This is a genomic window from Saccharopolyspora mangrovi (genome assembly GCF_035320975.1).
GTDB classification, from domain to species: domain Bacteria; phylum Actinomycetota; class Actinomycetes; order Mycobacteriales; family Pseudonocardiaceae; genus Saccharopolyspora; species Saccharopolyspora mangrovi.
This window is the reverse complement of the sequence record NZ_JAWLNX010000033.1, coordinates 41,712-63,706: the sequence shown is the minus strand read 5'-3', so window position 1 is coordinate 63,706 and position 21,995 is coordinate 41,712. Positions and strand designations below refer to the sequence as shown.

22 protein-coding genes are annotated in these 21,995 nt (G+C 70.5%); 8 read left to right on the top strand and 14 right to left on the bottom strand.

Annotated features, from left to right (window positions below):
• The first annotated feature begins 45 nt into the window (after nt 1-45).
• The 3 genes from R4I43_RS31125 to R4I43_RS31115 all read left to right on the top strand — a co-directional run bounded on the left by R4I43_RS31125 (nt 46) and on the right by R4I43_RS31115 (nt 3,074).
• Complete coding sequence (locus R4I43_RS31125) at nt 46-525, top strand: MSMEG_3727 family PQQ-associated protein (RefSeq protein WP_324269283.1); 480 nt, start codon at nt 46-48, stop codon at nt 523-525.
• A complete protein-coding gene (locus R4I43_RS31120; RefSeq protein ID WP_324269282.1) occupies nt 522-2,222 on the top strand; it encodes a PQQ-dependent dehydrogenase, methanol/ethanol family in 1,701 nt (566 codons plus the stop codon). Before R4I43_RS31125 ends, R4I43_RS31120 begins: the two co-directional genes overlap by 4 nt.
• Nucleotides 2,223-2,318: 96 nt before the next feature.
• Nucleotides 2,319-3,074: an alpha/beta fold hydrolase gene (locus tag R4I43_RS31115; protein WP_324269281.1), complete on the top strand. Its 756-nt coding sequence runs from the start codon at nt 2,319-2,321 to the stop codon at nt 3,072-3,074.
• 34 nt (nt 3,075-3,108) lie between these two features.
• On the opposite strand, the gene R4I43_RS31110 is transcribed toward R4I43_RS31115, so the two are convergent.
• Complete coding sequence (locus R4I43_RS31110) at nt 3,109-3,594, bottom strand: polysaccharide deacetylase family protein (protein ID WP_324269280.1); 486 nt, start codon at nt 3,592-3,594, stop codon at nt 3,109-3,111.
• Nucleotides 3,595-3,975: 381 nt separating this feature from the next.
• On the opposite strand from R4I43_RS31110, the gene R4I43_RS31105 reads away from it, so the two are divergent.
• Entirely contained in the window at nt 3,976-5,286 is a 1,311-nt protein-coding gene (locus tag R4I43_RS31105; RefSeq protein WP_324269279.1) for an MFS transporter, read from the top strand.
• Nucleotides 5,287-5,309: 23 nt separating this feature from the next.
• On the opposite strand, the gene R4I43_RS31100 is transcribed toward R4I43_RS31105, so the two are convergent.
• Nucleotides 5,310-6,101: a sulfite exporter TauE/SafE family protein gene (locus tag R4I43_RS31100; RefSeq protein ID WP_324269278.1), complete on the bottom strand. Its 792-nt coding sequence runs from the start codon at nt 6,099-6,101 to the stop codon at nt 5,310-5,312.
• A gap of 83 nt (nt 6,102-6,184) precedes the next feature.
• Here R4I43_RS31100 and R4I43_RS31095 point away from each other — a divergent pair, with 83 nt between their 5' ends.
• A complete protein-coding gene (locus R4I43_RS31095) occupies nt 6,185-6,949 on the top strand; it encodes an AraC family transcriptional regulator (protein ID WP_324269277.1) in 765 nt (254 codons plus the stop codon).
• 114 nt (nt 6,950-7,063) lie between these two features.
• Here the strand turns inward: R4I43_RS31095 and R4I43_RS31090 are convergent, their stop codons facing one another.
• Nucleotides 7,064-7,297 (bottom strand): SDR family oxidoreductase, encoded by a 234-nt coding sequence (locus R4I43_RS31090; protein ID WP_324269276.1) that lies wholly within the window; start codon nt 7,295-7,297, stop codon nt 7,064-7,066.
• A gap of 113 nt (nt 7,298-7,410) precedes the next feature.
• On the opposite strand from R4I43_RS31090, the gene R4I43_RS31085 reads away from it, so the two are divergent.
• Nucleotides 7,411-7,692, top strand: a complete 282-nt coding sequence (locus R4I43_RS31085; RefSeq protein ID WP_324269275.1) for a helix-turn-helix domain-containing protein — start codon at nt 7,411-7,413, stop codon at nt 7,690-7,692.
• Here the strand turns inward: R4I43_RS31085 and R4I43_RS31080 are convergent, their stop codons facing one another.
• The 5 genes from R4I43_RS31080 to R4I43_RS31060 are packed head-to-tail and all read right to left on the bottom strand — an operon-like array spanning nt 7,693 to nt 12,985.
• Nucleotides 7,693-9,189: a sulfatase-like hydrolase/transferase gene (locus R4I43_RS31080; protein ID WP_324269274.1), complete on the bottom strand. Its 1,497-nt coding sequence runs from the start codon at nt 9,187-9,189 to the stop codon at nt 7,693-7,695.
• The gene (locus tag R4I43_RS31075; protein ID WP_324269273.1) at nt 9,186-10,166 is read right to left on the bottom strand and encodes an aliphatic sulfonate ABC transporter substrate-binding protein; all 981 of its coding nucleotides are present in this window, start codon (nt 10,164-10,166) and stop codon (nt 9,186-9,188) included. The genes R4I43_RS31080 and R4I43_RS31075 overlap by 4 nt, the downstream gene beginning before the upstream one ends.
• Entirely contained in the window at nt 10,163-10,954 is a 792-nt protein-coding gene (locus tag R4I43_RS31070; protein WP_407691345.1) for an ABC transporter ATP-binding protein, read from the bottom strand. Before R4I43_RS31070 ends, R4I43_RS31075 begins: the two co-directional genes overlap by 4 nt.
• Nucleotides 10,951-11,751 carry an ABC transporter permease gene (locus R4I43_RS31065; RefSeq protein ID WP_324269271.1) on the bottom strand — a complete coding sequence of 267 codons (801 nt, stop codon included), beginning with the start codon at nt 11,749-11,751 and terminating at the stop codon, nt 10,951-10,953. Before R4I43_RS31065 ends, R4I43_RS31070 begins: the two co-directional genes overlap by 4 nt.
• Before the next feature lie 13 nt (nt 11,752-11,764).
• Complete coding sequence (locus tag R4I43_RS31060; protein ID WP_324269270.1) at nt 11,765-12,985, bottom strand: ROK family transcriptional regulator; 1,221 nt, start codon at nt 12,983-12,985, stop codon at nt 11,765-11,767.
• 156 nt (nt 12,986-13,141) lie between these two features.
• Between R4I43_RS31060 and R4I43_RS31055 the strand changes: the two genes are divergently transcribed.
• On the top strand, nt 13,142-13,714 hold the full coding sequence (locus tag R4I43_RS31055) for a dihydrofolate reductase family protein (protein ID WP_324269269.1): 573 nt from the start codon (nt 13,142-13,144) through the stop codon (nt 13,712-13,714).
• A gap of 62 nt (nt 13,715-13,776) precedes the next feature.
• On the opposite strand, the gene R4I43_RS31050 is transcribed toward R4I43_RS31055, so the two are convergent.
• The 6 genes from R4I43_RS31050 to R4I43_RS31025 all read right to left on the bottom strand — a co-directional run bounded on the left by R4I43_RS31050 (nt 13,777) and on the right by R4I43_RS31025 (nt 21,621).
• Nucleotides 13,777-15,357 (bottom strand): GMC oxidoreductase, encoded by a 1,581-nt coding sequence (locus tag R4I43_RS31050; protein ID WP_456115138.1) that lies wholly within the window; start codon nt 15,355-15,357, stop codon nt 13,777-13,779.
• An 85-nt stretch (nt 15,358-15,442) separates the two neighbouring features.
• Nucleotides 15,443-16,000 carry a TetR/AcrR family transcriptional regulator gene (locus tag R4I43_RS31045; RefSeq protein ID WP_324269268.1) on the bottom strand — a complete coding sequence of 186 codons (558 nt, stop codon included), beginning with the start codon at nt 15,998-16,000 and terminating at the stop codon, nt 15,443-15,445.
• Between the two features lie 32 nt (nt 16,001-16,032).
• Nucleotides 16,033-17,940: a PIG-L family deacetylase gene (locus R4I43_RS31040; RefSeq protein ID WP_324269267.1), complete on the bottom strand. Its 1,908-nt coding sequence runs from the start codon at nt 17,938-17,940 to the stop codon at nt 16,033-16,035.
• The gene (locus R4I43_RS31035) at nt 17,937-20,171 is read right to left on the bottom strand and encodes a hypothetical protein (protein WP_324269266.1); all 2,235 of its coding nucleotides are present in this window, start codon (nt 20,169-20,171) and stop codon (nt 17,937-17,939) included. The genes R4I43_RS31040 and R4I43_RS31035 overlap by 4 nt, the downstream gene beginning before the upstream one ends.
• Complete coding sequence (locus R4I43_RS31030; RefSeq protein ID WP_324269265.1) at nt 20,168-20,599, bottom strand: GtrA family protein; 432 nt, start codon at nt 20,597-20,599, stop codon at nt 20,168-20,170. Before R4I43_RS31030 ends, R4I43_RS31035 begins: the two co-directional genes overlap by 4 nt.
• On the bottom strand, nt 20,587-21,621 hold the full coding sequence (locus R4I43_RS31025) for a glycosyltransferase family 2 protein (protein ID WP_324269296.1): 1,035 nt from the start codon (nt 21,619-21,621) through the stop codon (nt 20,587-20,589). Before R4I43_RS31025 ends, R4I43_RS31030 begins: the two co-directional genes overlap by 13 nt.
• A 19-nt stretch (nt 21,622-21,640) precedes the next feature.
• Between R4I43_RS31025 and R4I43_RS31020 the strand changes: the two genes are divergently transcribed.
• A complete protein-coding gene (locus R4I43_RS31020) occupies nt 21,641-21,943 on the top strand; it encodes a hypothetical protein (RefSeq protein WP_324269264.1) in 303 nt (100 codons plus the stop codon).
• The last annotated feature ends 52 nt before the right edge of the window (nt 21,944-21,995 follow it).

Sequence of the window (21,995 nt, the reverse complement as noted above, 5' to 3'; positions counted from 1 at the left end):
CCTCAGGCGCAATCCGGGAACGGATTCACGAGGAGGTGATGTCCGATGACGACGGCGAAGGAACGCACCGAACTGCTCAACGAGGTCGGCCTGGACGTGCAGAACCACGCGACCATCGGCCGCGTGCTCGGCACCGGCAACGTCGAACGGGCGACCGAGCGGGCCGACGGCGTCATGGAGGCGACCGTCCGCATCCTGCCGGACGAAATCGTTTGGGACCCTTCGATTCTCGTCCTCCCGCACGGCGGAGACCTGGAACTGACGCTGATCAACGACGACCTGAACACCCATTGCGCGCTGCTGCCCAGCAACGGCGACCGCAAGTTCATCTGGATGGTCAACCACTCCAAGGGCCTGGCCCGGCTCAACCTCGACGGTCCCGGCTACTACTGGTACAGCTCCCCCACCGGCAACGACGAGGGGCGCGGGCTGACCGGCGCCATCGTGGTGCTCGGCGAAGTCCCGCCGGAAGCCCGTCTCGACCGTCCCGACCAGCCGCGCCCGCAGAGAGGAACGAGGTCATGACCGTTGAATACGTCGACGCCGGCGAGGCGATCGACCACGGCACGCTCAGCGCGGTGCCCCGCAACGCCCCCGACGTGGTCTCCCGCATCGGGTACGAACGGCTGCTCGACGCGCGGTCGGAGTCGCACAACTGGATCACCTACTACGGCGCCTACGACGGCCAGCGCTTCAGCCTGCTGGACCAGATCAACACCGAGAACGTCAAGCGCATCGGCCCGGCCTGGATGTTCCAGGCGGGCACCTCGGGCATGATCGCCGGCGCCTCGACCTACGCGTTCGAGGCCACGCCGCTGGTCGTCGACGGGGTCATGTACGTCTCGGGCTGGGACGGCTGGGTGTGGGCCCTCGACGCCAAGACCGGTGAGCAGATGTGGCGCTACAAGCACGCCGTGCCCTACGACGTGTCGTTGTGCTGCGGCAACGTCAACCGCGGTGTCGGTGTGGCCAAGGGCAAGGTCTTCATGGTGACCCCCAACGCCCACCTGCTGGCGCTCGACGCGGTGACCGGCCGGCGCGTGTGGGACCGGACCATCGGCGACGTGCGGGCGGGCGAGAGCGGCACGATGGCCCCGCTGATCGTCAAGGACATGGTCATCACGGGCAGTTCGGGCGGCGAGTTCGGCGTGCGCGGCCACATGGACGCCTTCGACCTGGAGACCGGCGAGCACCGCTGGCGCTGCTACACCGTCCCCAAGCCGGGTGAACCGGGTTCGGAGACGTGGCCGTCCGACGGTGAGGCGTGGGCGCGCGGCGGTGCGAACCCGTGGGTCACCGCGACGTTCGACCCGGACACGAACCTGCTGTACGCGGGCACCGGCAACCCCGCGCCGGACTTCGACGGCGCGGTCCGCGAGGGCGACAACCTCTACACCGACAGCGTCGTCGCCATCGACGTGGACGCCGGTGAGATCCGCTGGCACTACCAGTGCACCCCGCACGACGTGTGGGACTACGACAGCACGATGGAGAACATCCTGTTCGACCAGGACGGGCGGAAGATGCTCGGCCACTTCGACAAGAACGGGTACTTCTTCGTGCTCGACCGCACCAACGGCGAACTGGTGTCGGTGACGCCCTACGTGGACCGGATCGACTGGGGCACCATCACCCGCGACGGCAAGGTGACGCCCAGGAAGTACCCGGACGCCGAGGGCGAACCGGTGCACTTCTACCCCGGACCGGCCGGTGCCAAGGAGTGGACGCACGCCGCCTACAACCCGCGCACCGAGCTGTTCTACGTCCCGGTTCAGGACGTCGGCGCCACCGCCACCCGGCGGCGCCGCGAGTTCCGCGAGGGGATCCCCTACTGGGGCGCGGGTGTTCAGGTCGACGCGGACGACATGCGCGGCTCCATCAGCGCTTTCAACTCCAAGGGCGAGGAGGTGTGGCGCTGGCGCAACACCTGGCCGATGTGCTCGTCGGTGCTGACCACCGCCGGTGACCTGGTCTTCGCGGGCACGCCGTCGGGTGAGTTCATCGCGCTCGACGCCCGCAGCGGCGAGAAGCTGTGGGAGTTCCAGTGCGGCAGCGGCCACCACGGCAGCCCGATGACCTACTCGGTCGACGGCAAGCAGTACGTCGCGGTGCCGGTCGGCTGGGGCGGGTGGATCGAGGGGTTCCTCCCGGGAATGCTCGGTGCCGGTCACGGCAGCGCCCTCATCGTCTTCGCCCTCCCGGACGAACCGGGAACGCGGTAGACGTCACCTCTCGCTGTCGGGGGTGGGAGTTCGAAACTCCCACCCCCGCAGCCCGTTCGTGGGATGCTCCTCCCCAACCGGGTTCAGGAGGAGCACGTGCCGCTCGCGCACCGCAACGGACTGCACATCGCCTACGAGGTCGTCGGCGGCGGACCGCCTCTGGTGCTGCACCCGGGCATGTTCCAGCTCGGCAGGCGCTGGACCGAAGCCGGCTACACCGCGGTCCTGGCCACGACCCACACGGTGATCGCGGTCGACCCGCTCGGACTCGGCGGCAGTTCGGCCCCGGTCGACGCGGCGGAGTACTCGCTGGTCCGCCGCGCCGAGTCGGTCACGACGGTGCTGGACCACCTCGGGTTCGACGAGGCCGCGTTCTGGGGCTATTCGCTGGGCGCCCTCACCGGCTACGCCGTCGCCCTGCACGCCCCGGAAAGGCTCACCCGCCTGGTCGCGGGCGCTTTCGACCCGATCAGCGGGTTCAGCTCGGCGATCGACGCCATGCTCCGCGACATGGACCTCCCGGCCGACACCGACCCGTGGCCGATCATGCAGCAGGCCGCCCGCGCGAACCCCGCCTACGCGGCGCTCATCGACGCCGCCGACCCGGCCGCGCTCCGAGCCAACTACGAGGCCTTCCGCGACGAACCGGGCGTCCACGAGTCCCTGGCGCGCGCACCCGTGCCGCTCCTGATGTACGCGGGCACGGAAGACCCCTGGCACGACCCGATGCGCACCTTCGCTGACCGCACCGGCACACCGTTCGTCTCGCTGCCGAACGCCGACCACCGCCAAGCCTGGCGGAACACCGACCAAGCCCTCACCCACACCCACCCCTTCCTGACGAACCCCTGACGAGCCCGCTCGCGATGGGCTGGGGAGCCGTCCGCTATTCGGCGTTCGGGGATACTGCTCGGCCTGTTCGTGGGGAGATCTTTCCTGGGCAGAGGCCTTTGGCTTGGAGGGTTTCGGCGATTCTGGGGATCGCTTCGAGGGTGTTGGGCGGCCAGTCGTGCATGAGGATGACCTGGCCGTCGGTGAGGGTCGCGTTGGCCTGCACGATCTGGTCGACCGTGGCGTTGTCCCAGTCCTGGGAGTCGACGTCCCAGAGGATCTCGGTGAGGCCGTGGGCCGCCTCGACGGCCTGGAGGGCATTGGTCTCCCCGTAGGGCGGGCGGAAGAGGTCCGGGGTTCCGCCTCCGGCCGCCGCGATCGCCTCTTGGGTGCGGCTGATCTCGGAATCCATTTCGGACGGTGTCAGCTCGGTCATGTGCGGGTGGCTGTAGCTGTGGTTGCCCACCCACATCCCGGCGTCGACCTGGGCTTCGACCAGCGCGGGGTTGGCGGCCGCGCGACCGTGCCGCCAGCGCCGCACCGATGGCGCAGCCGCGCGCTCTCATCCTCGCTGACACGGGCACCGCATCCCCTCGACCACACCGATGGGAGAGCCGGAGCGAGTATGCGGGTCCGCCACAGGGCCGTCAAACAGACGTTTTCGAAAACCTTTCAGGGGTACGCGCCGGACCAGTTCGAGCGAACCCGTTCCGCACTTGCGGTTTCACCGAACCGATCGGACGGCCCGGACATGCATGGACTCGCACCGAATAACATCTTCCCGAAAGTTTCCTGGTGAACCCGACGCCCTCTGGAAGTACCCCTTGTGGCGATTCGCCCCAATGGATACGGTCTCTAAAACTTACGCCGTTAGTTATCTGGGTCACACCGATCCGGATCAACACCTCGGAGGACGACCGGAATGGCCGCCACCGCTACAAGTGCGCGCCGAGTCGCGCTCGCCAGCCTCATCGGCACCACCATCGAGTGGTACGACTTCTTCATCTACGGCACCGCCGCAGCGCTGGTGTTCAACCAGCTGTTCTTCCCGAAGTTCGATCCCGTGGTCGGCACCGTCGCGGCCTTCGCGACCTTCGCCGTCGGATTCCTGGCACGCCCCATCGGTGGCGTGCTGTTCGCGCACTACGGCGACAAGCTCGGGCGAAAGCCGATGCTCATCGGCTCGCTGATGCTGATGGGCGTCGCGACGCTGCTGATGGGCCTGCTGCCGACCTACGCCACCATCGGCATGTGGGCGCCGATCGTGCTGACGCTGCTGCGCTTCGCCCAGGGCATCGGTGTCGGCGGCGAGTGGGGCGGGGCCGCGCTCATGGCCGTCGAGCACGCACCGAAGGGCAAGCGCGGCTTCTACGGCAGCTGGCCGCAGGTGGGCGTTCCCGCGGGCCTGCTGCTGGGCAACCTGACGTTCACGGCGCTGTCGGCGAACATGTCCGACGAGACCTTCATGGCTTGGGGCTGGCGGGTTCCGTTCCTGTGCAGCGCGCTGCTGATCGTCGTCGGCTTCGCCATCCGGCTCAAGATCAGCGAGAGCCCGGTGTTCGAGCAGGCCATGCAGCGCAAGGAGCAGGAACGCGCCGAGCGGATGCCGGTCGTCGAGGTGATGCGTCGGCACCCGAAGACGATCCTGCTTGCCGCCGGGTCGTTCCTCGCCACCAACGCGACCTTCTACGTCGGCACCACCTGGATCGTCTCCTACACCACCAAGACCCTCGACTACGAGCGCACCACGATCCTGAGCGCGAACGCGCTGCTGGCGGCCATCGACATCCCGCTGATGATGGCGTTCGGGTTGCTGTCGGACCGCATCGGGCGACGCGGCATGTCGCTGGGCGGCATGCTGGTGCTCGGGCTGTTCGCGGTGCCCTGGATCATGCTGGTCGACACCGGGTCGGTCGGGTTGTTCCTGCTGGCCGGGATCGTCGTGCAGGCATGCCGCACCGCGGTGTACGGGCCGCAGTCGGCGTTCTTCTCGGAGCTGTTCAGCACCCGCCTGCGCTACAGCGGCGCCTCGCTGGCCTACCAGATCGCCGCGATCCTCGGTGGCGGCATCGCGCCGATGATCTGCACGGCCCTGTTCGCGGCCACCGGCAGCTCGCTCTCCATCGCCGGCTACGTCGTGGTGCTGTGCCTGATCTCGTTCGTCTCGACCTACCTGCTCACCGAGACCTACAAGCGAGACCTCAGCGACACCGCAGCCCCGGTCAAGGCCTGACCGCACGATCGGGGCCGGGGTCCTCAGTGGACTCCGGCCCCGATCGCCGCTGCGATCACGATCACCAGCAGCCCGAGGTAGGCCCAGGCGTGGACGGTGTCACCGACGGCGGGCGGGCGCCGGCGGAGCAGGACGATCACCGGGATCGCCGACACCAGCAGGACCACGGCCGACCGCACGTCGATCAGCCCGACGATGCCGGTACCGGCCACTCCCGCGTTCCCCAGCAGGAACACGCCCAGGGCGGGCAGGCTGATGGCGAAGGTCAGCGGGTTGGCCAGCGGGGCGGCCACCGCCATCGGCATGCCCCCGCGCCGCAGCAGCGGCACCGTCATCACGCTGCCGCCCACCCCGAGGAACGAGGCCACCGCACCGATCGGCACCCCGAGGAACGACGGGATCGGGAAGGCCGTTGCAGCGGGCGTCCGCGAAGCGGGCCGCAGGAATCCCGGCCGGAGCACGACGTCGGCGATGGTCACGCCGAGATAGCCGACGAAGCCCCAGTGGATCAGCGGTGACGGCGCCATGCCCGCGAGCAGCGCTCCCGCGGCCCCGCCCACCGCGAGGAGGGCGCACAGGTGCTCGGCACCCAGCAGGTGGCGCAGCACCGAGCGCGGCGTGGCCAGGGTCGCGACCGCGGCGTTGACGACCATCACCGCGGAGGAGGTCGCCACCGACACCACGGCCGCCGACTCCCCGAGCGAGGCGTCGACCCACATGATCACCGGCACCGTCACGAAGCCGCCGCCGAAGCCGAACAGCACCGTGGTCACGCCGGTCACCAAGCCCACGAGGACGAGGAAGAGCAGGTCCATGCCGCACAGTCCACCGCGCCCGCCCGCTGGCTGACAATCGATCCCCGGCCCTCGTCCATCGAGACCCGGCCATACTGGACACGATGAGGAACATCGCCGTCGCCGAGATCGAGGACGACCCGCGCGCGGTCCTGCCGATCGCCACCGACTACCCGCCCGGGTTCCTGCTGGGTTGGCACGAGCACCGCCGCGCGCAGTTCCTCTACGCGGCCCGGGGCACGATGGTCGTCGACACCGACGACGGGACCTGGACCGTGCCCGGCGAGCGCGCGGTGATGATCCCGCCGGGCAAGCGGCACCGGGTCCTCATGGACGACGTCCAGACCGCCAGCCTCTACATCGAGCCCGATGCCGTGACGTGGTGGCCGCGGTCGTGCGTCGTCGTCGCGGTGGGCGCGCTGCTGCGGGAACTGCTGCTCGCGGCCGTCGAGTTCCCCGCCGATCACCGCCCCTCCCCGCGCGATGACGCGCTCGTCGAGCTCCTGCTGCTGGAACTGGCCGGCCTCACACCGGTCCCGCTGCACATCCGGCTGCCGACCTCGCCGGCGCTGCGCGCCCTGTGCCGGGAGTACCTGCTCAACCCGCGCGTCGAGGTCACCAACGCCGACTGGGCGCGCGAGGCGATGCTCGGCGAGCGCTCGCTGGTCCGCCACTTCACGCGGGAGCTGGGCATCAGCCCCTCGGCGTGGCGCCGCCGGGCGCGGTTGCTCAGCGCGGTCCCGCTGCTGCGCGAGGCGACGGTCAGCGAGGTCGCCGCGCGACTGGGCTACGCCACCCCCGCCGCCTTCACCCACGCGTTCACGCAGGAGCTGTCGATGTCACCGTCCACCCTGCGCCCCACCCGCTGACCGGAACCCCCGCGGAACCGACGACCACACGCGCGAGAGGCGAAAGCCGCGGTGTTCGCCCCTTCTCCGACAGCCGTTGGCGACGCGACCACGGACTGGGTCCGCAAGGCGGGGTCAGGGGATGGGGATGTTGCCTCCGTCGACCCGGTGTTCCGCGCCCGTGTTCCAGGAGGCCTTGTCCGAGACCAGGAAGGTGACGAGTTCGGCGACCTCCTGCGGGCGCCCCGGGCGGCCGAGCGGGATTCCTCCCAGCCTGCGCATGAGCTCCGCGCGAGCCACGTCGAGGTCGGGGTCGACCTCTTCCAGCACGTGGCGGGCCCCTTCGGTTTCGATGAAACCGGGGAGCACGGAGTTGAAGGCAAACGGACCGCGGGCGCGGCGGGTGGGCCGCGGCGCTGCAGGACCCGGCCGTCTCCACCGCGCTGGAGCTCATCCAGCGCTCGCCCGAGCTGCCGTGGACCGTGGCGGGGTTGGCCGCCGAGGCCGGGCTGTCGCGGGCCGCCTTCGCGCAGCGGTTCACCGGCCTCGTCGGGTCACCGCCCCTGACGTACCTGACGTGGTGGCGGATGACCCGGGCCGCGCGGCTGCTGGCGGGTGACGACCAGCCCCTGTCGGCGATCGCCCGGCAGTTCGGCTACCAGTCGGAGTTCGCCTTCAGCAAGGCGTTCAAGCGCGAGTTCTCCACCTCCCCGACCGCCTACCGGCGGCAGCACCGGGACGGTGCTCGGATCGTCGTCGCGTGATCAGCGCTGGTAGGTCTGCTCGTCGAGGCCGCTGAGGGTGGGATCGTAGGTGACTTCGCCGACCTCGTACATCGAGGTCATCCAGTGGTGGAAGTTGTCGCCCCGGTCCCGGAGGACCTGGTAGAGGCGGCGCATCAGGCGGGCTCTGACCTGCGCCATCTCCGGGTGGGGGTAGCGGTTGATGAGCTCGTCCGGGTCGGCTTCGAGGTCGTAGAGCTCGTTGACCGAGTCGGGGTTGACCACGAGCTTGTAGCGGTCGGTGCGCAGCATGCGCTGCGGGTACGGGAAGTGGTGCCCGTGGAACTCGCAGACGATGTCCTCCTGCCAGCCCGCGTCGTCCACATCGGACACCAGCGGCAGCAGGCTCCGGGAGTCCACGGCGGGTTCCGGGACGATGCCGGCGAGCTCGAGGATGGTGGCCGTGCAGTCGAGCAGGCTGACGAACTCGGAGCGCACCACTCCCCCGGGCTCGCCGGGCACGCGCACGATGCCCGGGGTCCGGTAGATGTCCTCGTACATCGCCGGGCCCTTGTCGTGCAGCCGGTGCGAGCCGGTGAACTCGCCGTGGTCGCAGGTGAAGAACACCGCGGTGTCGTCGGCCAGGCCCAGCCGCCGCATCGCCTCGAGGACCCGTCCGATCTCGTGGTCGATGAGCGCCACGTACCCCCAGTACACGGCGATCAGCTTCCGCGTGGTCTCCAGCGGCATCGTGTCGAAGGTCCAGTGCGCGCTGTAGTTCTGCTGCACCGGTGGCTTGCCGTGGAAGGTTTCGGCGACCGAGCGCGGCAGCGGCACGTCGTCGGGGTCGAACAGGTCGAAGTACTCGTCGGGGACGATGTAGGGCAGGTGCGGGCCGAAGAAGCTCAGCTCCAGGAAGAACGGCTTGTCGTGCTCGCGCACGTCGGCGGCGTAGCGCTCCATCATCTCGATGGCGCGGGTGGCCAGGTAGTGCTCGAACGTCGCCTCGACCGGCTGGTGCAGCCGCGCCGCCAGCAGGTTCCCCGGACCGCCGTTGGGCAGCGTGCCGCGGATGCGGTCGCTGATCTCGTACGGCGGCAGGTCGTTGTCGGCGAGGTAGGCCAGGTAGTCGGGGTGCTCGACGGGGTTGTGCCAGCCCGGCAGGTCCGGCCCGTCGAAGCCGAAGTCCCCGGCGGACTTGGCCGTGCCGACGTGCCACTTGCCGATCAGCCCGCAGTTGTACCCGTTGGCGCGCAACGCTTCCGCGAAGGTGAACTGCCCGTCGGGCAGGTCCTCGATGTAGCCGACGTTGCGCTCGTAGTTGGCCAGCAGCTTGTGCCGGAACGGGGCCTGCCCGGTGAGCAGGCTCGCTCGCGCGGGCGTGCAGATCGCCGTCGGCGTGTACCAGCGGTCGAAACGCGTTCCGGTGGCGGCGAGTTCGTCGAGGTTCGGGGTCGCGGCCAGCGGGTTCCCGTAGGCGCCGAGGGTGTCGGTGCGGTGCTGGTCGGTCATCAGGAACAGCACGTTGCGGCGGCTCACGGCTTGCCCGCCGAGGTGAACAGCTCGCCGGTGTAGTAGTTCGCGGGACCGGTGCTCTGCTTGAGCTGCCCGGTACCGGTGAAGTAGGAGTCCATCGTGGACAACCAGCGCTCGACCGTGCCGTCAGCGGTCATGCGGTCCAGCTCCTCCACGCCCAGGACCTGCACGTTGGCGGCGTCGGCGCGGACCTGCGCGGGGTCCTTCTTGAGCAGGCCCGCGGTGAGTTCGACGGTGCGCTCGGCGTTGGCCGAGCGGTAGCGCATCGCGTCCCGCAGCACCGCCAGCACGCGCCGCGCCTTGTCCTGCTGCCCGTCCACGACCTCGTTGCCGGCCACGAACGCGGTCGGGAACTCCAGCTGCCCGGCGAAGTCCGAGTTCCGGGCCAGTTCCACCAGGCCCGGGACCTGCTGCTTGATGATGTCGATCGCCGGGTACCAGAAACCGGCGGCGTCGATGCGCTTGGCGGAGAACGCGGACACGATCGTCGAGGCCTCCATCGGCACGACCTTCACGTCCTTCTCGGTCATGCCCGCCTCGCGCAGCGCCAGGTCGAGGATCATCTCACCCGAGGTCCCCTGCGGCACACCGATCGTCTTGCCGCGCAGATCGGCCATGCTGTTCGTGCCGGGCTGGGCGATGACGCGGTCGGCGTTGCCGAGGGTGTTCATCGCGACGACCTTGGCCTGCCCGGAGGCCGGCAGCCACATCGCGCCCGGACCGATGTAGCCGAAGTCCAGGTCGCCGCTGCCCAACGCCTGGATCTGCAGCGGACCGTTGTTGAACACGCTGATGTCGGCGCTGAGACCGTGCTTGTCCCAGAGCTTCTGGTCCTCGGCGACGGCCAGCAGGCTGGCGCCGTTGTAGTCGCCGATGTAGCCGAACCGGACCTCGTCGGCCGCCGAACCGCCGCCGCACCCGGTGAGCGCGACCGCGAGTCCGGCGAGCAACCCGGCGAGCCATCTCTTCCTGCTGGTCATGGCGTCCTCTCAGCGGTGCGGTGGTCGTCCTGGTGGTAGACGGAGTTCCAGACCCGGTTGCGCAGCGCGGCGAACTCCGCGCTCAACCGGACCTCTTCGGTGCGCGGGTGCGGCAGGTCGACCTCGACGACGTCGTAGATGCGGCCGGGCCGGGCGGCCATCACGATCACCCGGTCGCCCAGGTAGACGGCCTCGTCGACGTCGTGGGTGATGAACAGGACCGTGCGCCGCTCCCGGTCCCAGGCGCGCAGCAGCTGTTCCTGGAGCTTGACCCTGGTCAGCGCGTCGAGCGCGCCGAAGGGCTCGTCCATCAGCAGGATCGCGGGGTCCACGGCGTAGGCGCGGGCGATGGCGCAGCGCTGCCGCATGCCGCCGGAGAGCGCCTTGGGCAGCACGTCGGCGAAGTAGGTGAGCCCGACGACGTCGATGAAGTGCTCGGCGCGCGCCCGCCTCTCGGCGCGGGGCACTCCGGCGATCTTGAGGCCGAACTCGACGTTGCCGCGCACCGTCAGCCACGGGAACAGCGCGTACTGCTGGAAGATCACCCCGCGGTCGGGTCCGGGCCCGGTGACCGGGGTCCCGTCCACCAGCGCACGTCCCGCGCTCGGCTCCTCCAGCCCGGCGACGATGTTGAGCAGGGTGCTCTTGCCGCAGCCGGAAGGCCCCACGACGGTGACGAACTCGTTGTCGGCGATCTCCAGCGAGACGTCGTCGAGCGCCACCAGCTGGTCGTTGCCGAGGCTGAAGTTCTTGGTCACGCCGTCCACGGCGATCTTCGGCTGGTTCACGAGCCCTCCTGCCATCCGGTCAGCCTGCGCTCGGCCAGCAGCAGCAACCGGTCCATGACCAGGCCGAGGACGCCGATGGTGATCAGGCTGACGAAGATCGTCGGTAGGTCGTAGTAGAGCTGGGCGTTCTGCATGCGGAAGCCGAGACCTTCCTGCGCGGCGATGAGCTCCGCGGCGACCACCGTCGCCCACGCCGAGCCGAGACCGACGCGCATGCCGACGAGGATGAACGGCGCGGAGGCGGGCACGACGACCTTGGCGAAGATCGTCGCGTCGCCGGCTCCGAGCACCCGGGCGGCGTTGATCAGCGTCCGGTCCACCGCGACCACTCCTTGCAGCGTCGAGATGACGCAGGCCAGGAAGGCGGCCAGGAAGATCACGAAGATCTTCGGGACCTCGCCGATGCCCATCAGCACGATCGCCAGCGGAATGATCGCCAGCGGCGGGATGGTGCGGAAGAACTGCACCCACGGTTCGGCCAGCGCGCGCACCGGCCGGTACCAGCCCATCAGGAACCCGATGCCGATCGCCAGCGCTGTGCCCAGCGCGAACCCGGTCAGCACCCGCACGAGGCTGGCTCCGGTGTCGGTGAGCAGGGTGCCGTCATCGAGCATCTCGGCGGCTCTGGCCGCGACCTCGGGCGGTGCCGGGATCTTGATGCCCAGCGCCGCCAGCGCCCACCACACGGCGATGCCGAGCAGGATCGAGCCGGCGTTGAGCAGCAGCGGCGCGCTGCGGCGCCGAACCCCGCCGGGTTCGGCCTTCGGCGCGGCGTCGCGCTCGCTCAGCACTGCCATGATCAGGACTCCTTCAGGCCGGGAGCGCGCGGACCGGCGCCGGTTCCGGGTGGTCGGCCAGCAGCGGTGAGCTGCGGAACAGGGCGGCGAGCGCGCCGGTGGCGCCGTCGTCGTCGGCGAGCCGGGCGCACCGGACGACCGGGTTCGCCGCGACCCACGGGAACAGTTCGGCACCCAGGGTTTCCGAGGCCTGCTCGACGATCACCGGTGCCGTCCTGGCGATGTCGCCGCCGATGACGACCTCGGCCGGGTTGAACACCATCGCCACCGCGCCGAGGACCCGCCCCAGCGCCGAAGCGGCCTCGCGCAGCACCTGCTCGACCACCGGATCGGTGGCGCTCGCCAGCTCCTCGAGCGAGCCGACGTCGGCGCCGCGTTCCCGGCACTCGGCGAGCATCGCCGGTACCGAGGCGACGGTCTCCAGGCATCCGCGCTTGCCGCAGCGGCACCGCCGACCCCCAGGTGCGACGGTGACGTGACCGAGTTCGCCGGCCAGCCCGGTGGCGCCCGAGACGAGCTGCTCGCCGATCACCAGCGCGCCGCCGACGCCGTCGGAGAGCCGCACGTAGAGCAGGTTCTCGACGTCGCCGTCACCGGCGAGCGCTTCGGCGAGCGCCGCGAAGCGGGTGTTGTTGTCCACGATCACCGAGGCGCCGAAGCGCTCGGCGAAGGACACGTCGACGTCGTCGCGCGCGGCGGCGAAGCCGGGCCCGAACGCGCCTTCCGGTGCGTGCGGAGCCGAGGAGCGCGGATGCGGCCCGGTGACGCCGATGCCGATGCCCTGCAACGCCCGGAAGTGCACCCCGCGCTCGGCACCGAGACGGTCGATGAGCTCGAAGGCGGTCGCGATCCGCTCCGGCCAACCGGCGCTCTCGGGGTAGGTCTGGCGGCCGGAGACGAGGACCTCGTGCGAGGCGTCGGCGACGGCCACGCGCACCCGCCGGTGCCCGAAGTCCACGCCCATGAACTGCCCGGAGTCCGGGTCCAGCGCGAGGCGTTCAGCGGGACGGCCGCTTCCCGCGCGCGAGGCCGCATCAGTGTCGACCACCACGACCGCCCCGTGCCGCAGCAGGTCACGGGTGATCTCCGAGACCGTGGTGCGCGACAGGCCCACCGCCTCGGCGATCTCGCCCCGGCTCAGCGCACCCCGCTCCCGCAGCGCGCGCAGCACCCGCTCCTGGTGGGTGTGACGCACCAGCGCGTGCGCCTCGCCGGACATTCGCATGACGGCCATGCTCGATCGACGAGATTTTTCCGGCAAGGCTCCGACAGAATTGTTCCGCGCAGTGGAACCCGCCCCGATGAGCTGCGGTGTTCGCGCGAACGATGAGTTTTCGCGCGCTCGCTGGTCAACACAGCAGACACGCACGACCGAAGGGAAACTCGCCCGATGCGCACTCTCATCAGCACCGCTTTCGTCTCGCTCGACGGCGTCGTGGAAGCCCCCGGTGGCGAACCCGGCTACCGCAACTCCGGCTGGACATTCACCGACGTCGAGTTCCTGCCGGATGCGTTCGAGATCAAGGGCCGGGAGCAGCAGGAGGCCACCGCGATGCTGATGGGCCGCATCAGCTACGAGGCGTTCAGCCCGGTCTGGCCGTCGATGGAGGACTTCGCCGAGTACAAGGACATGCCCAAGTACGTGGTGTCCACCAGCCTCACCGACGACGCGCTGGTCAGCGGCTGGGGCGAGACGACCGTCCTGCGCTCGCTCGACGAGGTCGCCGCCCTCAAGGAGACCGAGGGCGGGCCGATCATCGTCCACGGCAGCGCCACGCTCAACCGCGGGCTCTCCGACGCCGGGCTCATCGACCGCTACCACCTGCTCGTCTTCCCGCTGCTGCTCGGCGCCGGGAAGCGCCTGTTCAGCGACACCGACAAGGACGCCCAGAAGCTCGAGCTGGTCGAGCACGAGGCCTACCCCAACGGCGTCCAGAAGAACGTCTTCAACGTCATCCGCTGACCTCCCGGGGGGCGAGAACCGCAGTTCTCGCGGTGACGAACCCTGCGGTTCTCGCCCCTCGGTCAGCGGGTGGGGATGTCCTCGGCGAGGACTCGGGCGATGTTGCGCTCCGCCAGGGCCGTGATGGTGACGAAGGGGTTCACGCCGGTGCTGCCCGGGATGAGGGAGCCGTCGGTGACGTAGAGGTTGCGGTAGCCCTTCACCCGGCCGTGGAGGTCCGTCGCCTCACCGAGCACCAGGCCGCCCAGCGGGTGGTAGGTGAAGCGGTTCTCAAAGGCCCTGGTGTCGCCGAACAAGTCGTAGCGGTAGCTGGTGCCGTTGACCGAGTTGATCCGGTCGAACAGCTGCGCGGCCGCGTCGATCGACGGCTGCCCCTGCTCCTCCCGCCACTGCAGGACCGCGCGGTCGGCGCCCGGGTCGTAGCGGAACCAGCCCCGCTCCGGGTTGCGGGTGATCGCCAGGTACAGGCTCGCCCACGTCTCCAAACCCGCAGGTACCGGGGCGATTTCGGCGAACACCGGGTTGACCGGGTCGTCCCAGGCGTCGATGCCGAGCGCGGGCATGCCGGATTCCAGCGGCCCGACCAGGTCCTGCACGTGGTTGGCGCGGCCGAGCATGACGTTGCCGTTGGTGCCCCAGCCCTGGCCGACCGCCTCGCCGAGGTCCGGCAGCGTGCCGGTGTCGCGGGCGCGCAGCAGCAGTTCGGTCGAACCCAGGCTGCCCGCGCCCAGGAACAGGTACTTCGCGGTGAGCTGGTGGATGCCGAGGACGTTGCCGAGCTCGTCGATCCGGCGCACCGACAGCACGTAGCTGCCGTCCTGCTGCTGGGCGATGTCGCGGACCTCGCTCAGCGTCTGGATGGTGACGTTGCCGGTGCCCAGGGCGGCGGCGAGGTAGGTCTTGTCCAGCGAGCGCTTGCCGTGGTTGTTGCCGTAGATGACCTCCGAGGCCAGCGCCGAGCGCGGCACCAGGCCTTCCTCCTCGCGGCGCATGTAGTCGAAGTCGTAGACGCTGGGCACGAACGTCGTCTTGTACCCGGCCTCGTGCGCGGCGGCGCGGGAAACCCGCGCGAACTGGTAGGAATCGCAGGTCTCGAACCAGTCCTGGTCGATGTGGTTGGTGCCGAGCATCGAGTTGGCCAGCGGGAAGTACCTGCTGTACATCTCGTCGGCGTCGACCTCGGGCAGGACTTCCTCGAAGTACCAGCGCTTCGGGGTCACCGCCATCGCACCGTTGACCAGCGAGCCACCGCCGACGCCGCGCCCGACGTAGACCGACATGTCGCCGTGGTTCACGCGGTCGAGCACGCCCGCGTAGGGCTCGATGTCGCGGTTGGCGATGTCCAGCCAGAGGAACGAGGCCAGCGGCGCCTCGGTGCGCTTCTTGAACCACATCGCCCGGCGGTCCGGGGCGAGCATGCCGGAGAAGATCGTGCCGTCCTCGGCCGGGGTGTTCCACAACCGGCCCATCTCCAGCATCACGGTGGGCACGCCCGCCGCGCCGAGGCGCAGCGCGGTGACCGCCGCGCCGTAGCCGGTTCCGATGACGACGGCCGGGGAGTGCTCGGCGGCCCGCGCGGAGTTGCGCGTCGAGATGGTGGTCAGCCCCAGCGCAGAGGCGGAACCGAGGGCGGCCATGCCCATGAAGCGGCGGCGGGAAGTCGGAGCGCGCACACCGGACCCTTCTGTCGTTGACGCAGCCTTACAACTACTGTCAACGATGTAAAGATCACGCGGTGACGCCCAGCCCGGAGACGAGGTGTCGGTGCAGGTAGGCGCGCAGCTTCGCGTCCGAGCGCGATCTCGCGCTTTCGAACTGCACCAGCGACACCAGCCAGCGCAGGCACGTCTCGGCGATCTCCTCCAGGTCCGGCTCCAGCTCCGGCTGGAACTCCAGCAGCGGCAGCAGGAACGAGCGCGACAGGTCCAGCGCCCCGGGTCCGACCGCGTCACCGTCGAACAGGATGGTGCCGTGCTGCGGGAACGCGATCGGGGCGAGCGCGGGACTGCGGCGGAACTCCGCCCGCGCGGCGACCATGACCTCCACGACGTAATCGGCTGCGGTGGCCGCTTCTTCGCGCGCCCGCTCGATGACCCGCGAGATCACCTGGACGGCGGCCTTCTCCAACGCCTCGGCGACGAGCTGGTCCAGCGTGCCGAAGTGCGCGTATATCGTCGGCCGCGAGAGGCCGGAGAGCCGGGCCACCGAGCTGATCGACAGCCCCTCGTAGCCCGCGGCCGCCATCCGCTGGATCGCAGCGTCGACGATCCTGGTGTGGACATCCATCCCGGTAGTATCCGATGCCGCTGCCCAGCGGATCAGTCCGCCCGCTGGGGCGGGACGACCGCGGGACGCCAGCCCGCGAACGCGAGGCCACCGGCCCCCTTCGCGCCCGGGTTGATCAGCAGCGCGCCGTCGAACCCGAGCCCGACGAGGGTGACCTCACCGCCGGGTTCGACGACCGCGGCCGGGTGATCGGTCACCGCTCCGCCCACCTCCGACCACGGGCCCCCTGCCCGGTCGGCGACGCGGACGTTGCCCGCGCCGTCCCGAGCCACCCTGATCAGGTCGGCGGAACCCTGCGGGCCCGGCCCGGTCGCCGTCGGATCGCCGATGCCGCCGGGCCCGGGCAGCGTCGTCCGGTCCTCCCGCCAGCCCTGCCGGGTCAAGGTGCGCTCGACGAGTTCACCACCTCGGTCCGTGCGCACGAGCAGCCGGACGGACCCGTCGCGTGCGCGCTCGGCCACCGGCGCACCGGCGGGGCGGGCCGGGCCGATCGGCACCGCCTCGGCCTGCGCTGCCCCGGTGCGCGCAACCTCCCAGCGCAGGACCTTCCCCCGCGTCGCGGCGAACACGTGCACCGCCCCGTCACCAGCGGGAACGAGCGAGAGCCCGTCCTGGACGTCGGTGCCGCCGAGCTCGGTCCACGGCTGCCACCGCGCGCTCCCCGGGGAGCTCTGCCTGCGGAGGCTGACCCCGCCTGCGGCGTTCTTCACCGCGAGCACGATCCGGCCGTCGGAGTCCACGGTGGCGGCGGGTGGGCCGTTCTCGGTCGGATCCGCCGCGGCAGGCCCGTCGACCACGTCCCAGCGCCCGGGCTCTCCCGGGCTGCGAACGAGGATGCGCGAGCCGTTCTCGCTCTGCGCCACGACGGTCCCGCCGAGCACCGTCAGCTGCGGGCGCAGCGGTTCCGGGAGCGGCAGCAGCTCCGGGCCGCTCCACACTCCGTGCGGCGCACGGGTCCAGCGCGCGAGCCCGTGCGCGCGCACCGCGAACGCCTGCACCGCACCGCCTTCGCCCCACGCCGCCCACCGGCCGCGCCGCGGCCACCGGTAGGCGCTGTTGTCGCTCCAGCTCCGGTAGATGGCGCCCGTGGCGAGCACGTCGTGGCCGGCGTAGGCGGTGAACGCCTCGCGGGTGCTGCGCTTCTCCACATCGGACAGGGATGCGGGCGTGTCGGCGACGTTGTAGTCGCGGTAGGTCTGCACCACCGGCGAGAACGCCGCCGGCCGGTGCGCGGCGACCGCCTCCTCCGCCAACGCCGCACCGGCGACGTGATCCGGGTGGTTGTGCACCCCGGCCCAGTTGGGCTGGTAGCGCCCGTCGGGCTGGTCGTCCTGCAGGCGCACCACGGTGGGCTGGAAGGCGTCCAGCAGTGCGGTGAGCGCTTCGACCACCGCGCGCCGGTCGAACGACTGCGGGTGCGGCACGGCGGCGCCCGCCGGGACCGTCGTGGTGACGGTGAGCGAGGGCTCCTGGCGCAGTCGGGTCAGCGCGTGCCTGCCCTGCTGGGAGTTGGCGTCTTCGGGCAGGTTCAGGAACACCAGCTTCACGTCGGGGTCGGCTCGCAGCGTGTCGACCTCGGCCAGGCGGCCGTGCCCCACCGGCATCGTGCCGCGCGACCAGTCGTTGGGCTTGCGGACCATCTGCGCGTAGGCGGCTCGGGTTCCCTCCTGCCTCGCCGCGCTGTACCCCGCCTTGTCGGGCACGTCCGCCTCACCCGCGGTGAGGAAGATGCCGGTGGTGGGCCGCCCGCTGCGCAAGCCTTCGGCCAGGTCGGGGTTCATGAACAGCAGGTCGTCGTCGGGGTGCGCGACCACCTGCGCGTGGTGCGCCGGTGGAAGCGGGTGCGGCGCGGGGTCGGTGGCGTGCGGTCGCCCAGGCCCCTGGCACGAGGCCAGGACCAGCAGCACGACCCCGATGCCGAACGCGATGCGCCTGCTCATCGCGGTGCTCCAGCGGCGTCCCTGCGACGCGCCGTGAGCTGCTGGATCCCGACTCCGGCCGCGAGCAGCGCTCCCCCGGCCAGCGATGCCAGTCCCAGCCGCGCGCTCGGCGGCGTCCAGGTGAGCTCCAGCCTCCCCGCACCGGGTGGACCGGCCGGAAGCGCGACCTCCAGCAGGCCGGCCGGCCCGGCGCGCACGGGCACGCGCGTGCCGTTCCACGTCGCGGCGTACCCGGGCCAGGCCGTCTTCGCGAAGATCAGCCGCCCCGGGCCTCCCCCGCTCCGGTCCGCCTCGACCGCTTCTCCGCGCGGCCCGCTGGAGGTGTCGGACCGGACCCGCAGGTGCGGCGAGGTCCAGCTGAGGTACCCGGCCCCCGCCGAAACCGGGTGATCCCGCACCAGGACGCTGACCCGCGCGTTCCGCTCGGCGAGGTGCCAGCCCGCCGGCGCCACCGGCTGCGGGACGATCTTGTGCTGGACGACGACGGTGTCCAGCAGCAGCAGGTCCGCGAGCCGGACGTCGGCCCCGCGCGGTGGGTGCCACAGCGCGTCGTAGGCGCCCGGGCACGTCGACCCGTCGTAGCGCAGGCACAGCGCGTCGGAGAGCTCGCGGAACCCGAGTCCCGTGTAAGAACCGACGCTGTCCACATCGGACAGCAGGTAGGCGTTGCCGATGACCATGTCGCGCCACATCTCCCGGGCCTGCTCACCTGGTACCGGCACGTTGAGCGTGGCGTCGGCGACCTGCAGCACGCGCCCCTCGTACCGACCGGCGTAGTTCTCCCGCACCTGCTTCGGCGAGCTCGGGAAGTAGTGCTGGAGGTCGGGCCCGCCACCGATGAACCACACGCACTGCGCGCAGAAGGTCAGGGCGGTGCCGACCTGCAGCACCACCAGCAGCGACCCGCTGCCGCGCCTGCGGTAGACCGCCAGCCCGGCGGCGATCAGCAGTCCGATCAGGACGGTGACCGCCACCGCGCGGCCCAGGGTCACCACGTCGGGACTGCGCCCGGCGGTGAAGTGCACCGACAGCAGCAGGAATCCCGCTGTCCCCGCCGCGCGGACGCGCGGGCGGTCCAGCCGCAGCCCGGCGGTGAGCACCACGGCCAGCAGCACGGCCAGCGCCAGGTAGCCGTAGTGCACCACCCGCAGCGGCCAGCGGAACATCCACACCTCGGACGGCCCGAGCGCGATCAGCAGGTAGCCGACCGCGAGCACCACCGGCCCGGCGAGCTCGCGCGCCCGCTCGCGCAGCGCCGACCAGTCGCACCACATCGCCAGCGGAACCGCGAACCAGCAGAAGTACACCGCGGGCACGGCCACGTCCGGGATCGCCGGGACGTAGGTGGGCATCCCGAGGTTCACCAGGTCCTCGAGGCTCGGGGCCAGCGTCCCGCTGTTGTCCACTCCGCCCGAGGTGGTGCGCCAGGTCATGTGGGCCGAGCGCACCAGCGGCAGGTACACCAGCGGCACGACCGCGCCGATCGCCGCCGAGACCAGCGCGAGCCTCGCCACCGGAGCCCACTTCCGCTGCAACCCGGCCTCGACCAGCAGCGCCGCGAGCACCGCGCAGACTCCGAGCAGGCCGTAGGGGTTCCCCGCGGTCACGGCCAGCGCTCCGATCAGGAAGACCCAGAACGCGTTGGCGCGGCCGCGGACCATGCGGCGCGCGACCAGCCAGAGGAACGGGACCCACACGAACGCCAGCAGCGCGGCCGGCCACTTCGCGGTGTCGAAGTGCAGCAGCGAACCCGACAGCGGCAGCGCGGTGGCCAACGCGCTGGACGACCAGCGGGCGGCGCCGTACTCGCGGCACAGCAGGTAGCAACCCAGCGCGAGCGCCGCGAGCGCGACCGCGCGCACGACGATGCCGGCCACGCCCACGTCGGAGGAGAACGAGACCCCCACCCACACCAGGGCGTTGACCGGGTTCCAGACGCCGAACAGCGTTTCGGCCGCGAGGTTGCCGCCCATCAGCAGGTCCGGTTCCAGCACCGGCGGCCAGATCCCGTCCCGCACCTGGTGGCCCAGGTGGTACCACATGGGCAGGATCTGGGTGGCCGCGTCGTCGACGAAGTAGAACCAGCCCGGACGCAGGACGGGGATCTGCGCCAGCGCGGCCACCACCAGGCAGGTGATCAGGGGCACGGCCACCCGGCCGCGGTCGCGCGGGGGCGCGGGATCCTGCGGCTCGGCGTTCTCGGCCGGGGCGGCCACGACGACTTGGGTCACCAGGTCCTCCCGATGGGCAACGACTCGTCGGGGTGCGGGCAGGGCGCGCGATGCCGCGAGGTCAAGATCAGGCGGCTCACCAGGTAGGTGGCCGGGGTGGCGACCAGGCCGCCGAGCAACGTCGCCACCAGCGGATGGATGCCGATCACCTCGACCAGCAACCACATCGCGGCCGCGCTGAGCCCGAGGTTGACGCCGTTGGACGCGGGGTAGAGCAGGAACGTCCGCAGACGCGGCCGGACGCGGAAGGTGAAACGGCAGTTGAGCAGGTAGGACACCGACATCGCCACGACCGTGGCGAGCACGTGCGCGACCAGGTACCCGACCAGCAACCAGGTGGCGAGGTAGACCAGGTAGTGCACGACCGTGTTCACGGCCCCCACCAGCACGAAGCGCGCGAACTTGCCGGTTTCGCTCAATCCGCGCACTGATGCCCTCCGTTGCTCGCCGCGGGGTCGGCGACCAGCGGGGGGGCGGAGGGACGGCGAGGCACGATCACCCGCGGCGCGGCGTCCTGGGCGGGCGGCGCCGCGGAGCCGCCGGACTCCTTGACGAAGTAGGACGGCCGGTTCTTCGACTCCAGGTAGATCCGCCCGACGTACTCGCCGACCACGCCCAGCAGCAGCAGTTGCATCCCGCCGAACCCGGTGATGCCCACGATCAGCGTCGCGTACCCGGGCACACCGGGGTGGCCGACCAACGCGCAGATGATCACGTACACGGCGTAGACGAAGGCCAGCAGCGTGGCCGCACCGCCGACGTAGACCGCCGCGCGCAGCGGTTTGCTGTTGAACGAGACCACGCCGTCGATGCCGTAGTTGACGAGCTTGCCGAAGTTGAAGCAGGACTGGTCGTACTTGCGGGTGACGTTGCGGTACGGAACGGTCGCGGTCGGAAAACCCACCCAGGCGAACAGGCCCTTGGAGAACCGGTTCGTCTCCGGCAGGGCCAGCAGCGCGTCGACCGCCCGGCGGGAGAGGACCCGGAAGTCGCCCACGCCGTCCACCAGCGGCACGTCCGCGAGCTTGTTCACCCCGACGTAGTACAGCTTCGACAGCAGCGACCTCACCCGCGGTTCGCCGTGCCGGTCGCGGCGGGCGACGACCTGGTCGTAGCCGACGTCGAGCAACCGGAGCATGTCCCCGATCAGCCACGCCGGGTGCTGCAGGTCGGCGTCCATGATCAGGACCCGGTCGCCGGTCGCCTCGCGGATCCCGGCGAGCATGGCGGCTTCCTTGCCGAAGTTGCGGCTCAACGACAGGTACCGGTAGCGCGGATCCAGCGAGCTCAGCCGTCGGGCCTCGTCGAGGGTGCCGTCGGTGCTGCCGTCGTCGACGAGCACGACCTCGAACCGGCCCACGAGTGCGGGCAGCACGGCGTTGAGCTCGTCGCGGAGCTCCTGCAAACCGCGCTCCTCGTTGAAGCACGGAACTACCACCGAAAGATCCATCATCGCCACTCGCGCAAGATTGAAAGAGCAGAGAACCGACACCCGGGAATTCGATCAGTTGCGAGCGGCGATTAACCGGGTTCGACAGCAGCGGAAAAACGATCTCGACGAGGTCGGTGAATACGAGATCAAGAATTGCGCGCGACCAGGCGTCGGACTGGATCTTCCCTCGAACTCGGTGCAGCATGTGATCTTTCGCAACACCCAGCACCTCCCAAGATCGCTCCCCCGCAATTCGCGAACCTGGTCCGAGCAAAATCGGAGCGAGGTTCGCGAAATGCCCGAACTCGAATTTCGATCAGGCCAGATCGACGTTAAATGAGACGGATCCGGGGCGCACAATTCCGCGCACACGCTCACTCCATAGCGTGCAT